Origin of the sequence: Duganella sp. Leaf126 (assembly GCF_001423125.1) — a bacterium.
Classification (GTDB): domain Bacteria; phylum Pseudomonadota; class Gammaproteobacteria; order Burkholderiales; family Burkholderiaceae_D; genus Rugamonas.
On the sequence record NZ_LMNW01000026.1, the window covers coordinates 1 to 2,271 of the forward strand.

A 2,271-nucleotide genomic window follows, 5' to 3' on the forward strand; every position below is an offset into this window, starting at 1 on the left:
GCCAAAACTCAGGAGAACCTGGTTTTTTTAAAAGGTGGGACTTTTGATATGGGTGACTGGGGCTCCGAGGTTAATAAAGGTGGGCTGCCGTTCGACGGATCGCCTGATTCTAAACCCTTGCACAAGGTAACACTTGATAGTTTTTTTATCAGTAAGACTCCCGTGACGTACGCCGAGTTCGACATTTTTACTGCGGCGATGCGTTTGCCCCGGATCAATCAAGATCAAGCCATGCAAGCCTATAGAAAGCCGGATAATCCCGCCGGTGTTACATGGCAAGGGGCGACTGACTATTGTGCCTGGTTGGCAAAAGAAACCAAACAGCCATTCGCTCTTCCAACAGAAGCGCAATGGGAATACGCTGCAAGAAGTGGGGGGAAACGCTACGTTTATCCGACAAACAATGGGGAGTCCGAGCCTGGGAAAAACCTGCCTTCCTATGAGCAGCGAAAAGCAGCTGGCGGGCTAGTCGCCGTTGCGAGTTTCCCTTCTAACCCGGCAGGTATCTATCACATGAGCGCTGGAATACATGAGTGGGTGCATGACTGGTATGATAAAGATTACTATGGTCAGTCGCCGTCAAAAAATCCTGCTGGTCCCGCTACCGGCGATCGTCGTGTAACAAGAGGGTGGGCAGGGAGCGATTCCAGTGCTATGACATTCAAACGTTGGGCACTTTCAGACAGACAACCCACGGGAACATGGACGTTTTACCCTGCGGACAGAAAAAAAGAATCCAAGAGAGAAATCCCTTATACAAAGTACTCACACTACCCTGACAACGCTTTCCGTTGCGTTCGTTTGGATCGGTAACGATCCTAAGCGTACATCGGATGCTCGATACCATATTTGGCAGCGAGGAACTCAGGCGAACTGTTCCATATAAACGGTTGGCTCAGCAGTGGTTCGGCCTGGGCCAGCCTTTGTTCTGCGCTTTTCAAGCATCCTTCATACAGCGTGCCCTTCATGCAAGCGTTAATAGAAGCAAAGCCTGCAGCCGCGTTCTGTTTATCGCCCATGACAGGCGTCATGCGCTCAGCAATGGTTGCCAAATGATTGATTGTCTGAGGCGCTTCTAGTATCTTGGCCATCAACATCGGCGCCTCAGCGCGCATTGATGGGTCGAGGCTGCTGCCGGCAGCTGCCACCTGCCGAGCAATTTGCGCCGATACTTCGGGCGGCGCATAGCTTAGCCAGCTCGCTGTTTCTTTTTCCAATTCTTTTTGGATTCGTTTTAAAAATTCCTTTCCTGCCGCGCTGCCTTCATCAATCGCTTCGTTTATTTTATTTATTACACGGTTGAATTCCACATTAATTTCTGTGATGTTTCGCTCTACAAAATCCTCGATTCGGCTACCTGTAGAAATCATCAGGTATTTCACTTTACAGTACATTTCGTAAGCGTCTGCTTCTATAATTTCACCAATCTTGTGATAGTCCAGCCGCTTCAGATGATAAGCCAAGCATTTGAAAAATTCCCCGATCGTGCCAAATCCCGCCTCGAATTTGATGGACCCGTCGCCGCCAAGACCCAAGCAGGCGCNTCCAGCCGCTTCAGATGATAAGCCAAGCATTTGAAAAATTCCCCGATCGTGCCAAATCCCGCCTCGAATTTGATGGACCCGTCGCCGCCAAGACCCAAGCAGGCGCCAATTTTGGCGTAGATGACAAAYTTGCCTCCTTCGTGCCTGATCGAAAAAGCACCCTTGACGCCGACGCCTGCTGTCGCGGCTACGCCAACGTCCAGCTTTGCCATATCYTTGTATTCCGCGATTGCCTTTCCCGGTTTGACTTTCAACGGTTTGCCGTCGCTGGCCGCTCCTTCGGGATTAAGCCACTGTAGAGCCCCCTTGGCGTCGACACCAGCNGCGATTGCCTTTCCCGGTTTGACTTTCAACGGTTTGCCGTCGCTGGCCGCTCCTTCGGGATTAAGCCACTGTAGAGCCCCCTTGGCGTCGACACCAGCRGTCGCACCGGCAAATGCCTGCAGCTCTCCAGTGGCGCCCGCGCGCGCCTTGACGGCGCGCTTCTCCCTGTGGGCAGGTGGAATGCCGCGCACGCCCTGTTTGCCCCCTGTCATGCACACTTCCACACCGACTTCCACAGCGAGGCTGGCACCGGCGCTACCCGACAGCGCCAGCTCACCGTAAAAACGCCAGTAACCCAATTCCACCGTAAGCGTCGCCCCGGCGCCGTCTGGACGGCCTGACCACCGTCATTCATGATCGAATTTTGGCACAACATTTGTGCCCACAAATTCTGATTATGGAC

At 52.7% G+C, this 2,271-nt stretch carries 1 protein-coding gene; it reads left to right on the forward strand.

Translation table 11 applies throughout. The features are described 5' to 3' along the window. Positions 1 to 813: SUMF1/EgtB/PvdO family nonheme iron enzyme (locus ASF61_RS22840; RefSeq protein ID WP_082491635.1), on the forward strand; the 813-nt coding region annotated here is incomplete at its 5' end. Between the last annotated feature and the right edge of the window lie 1,458 nt (positions 814 to 2,271).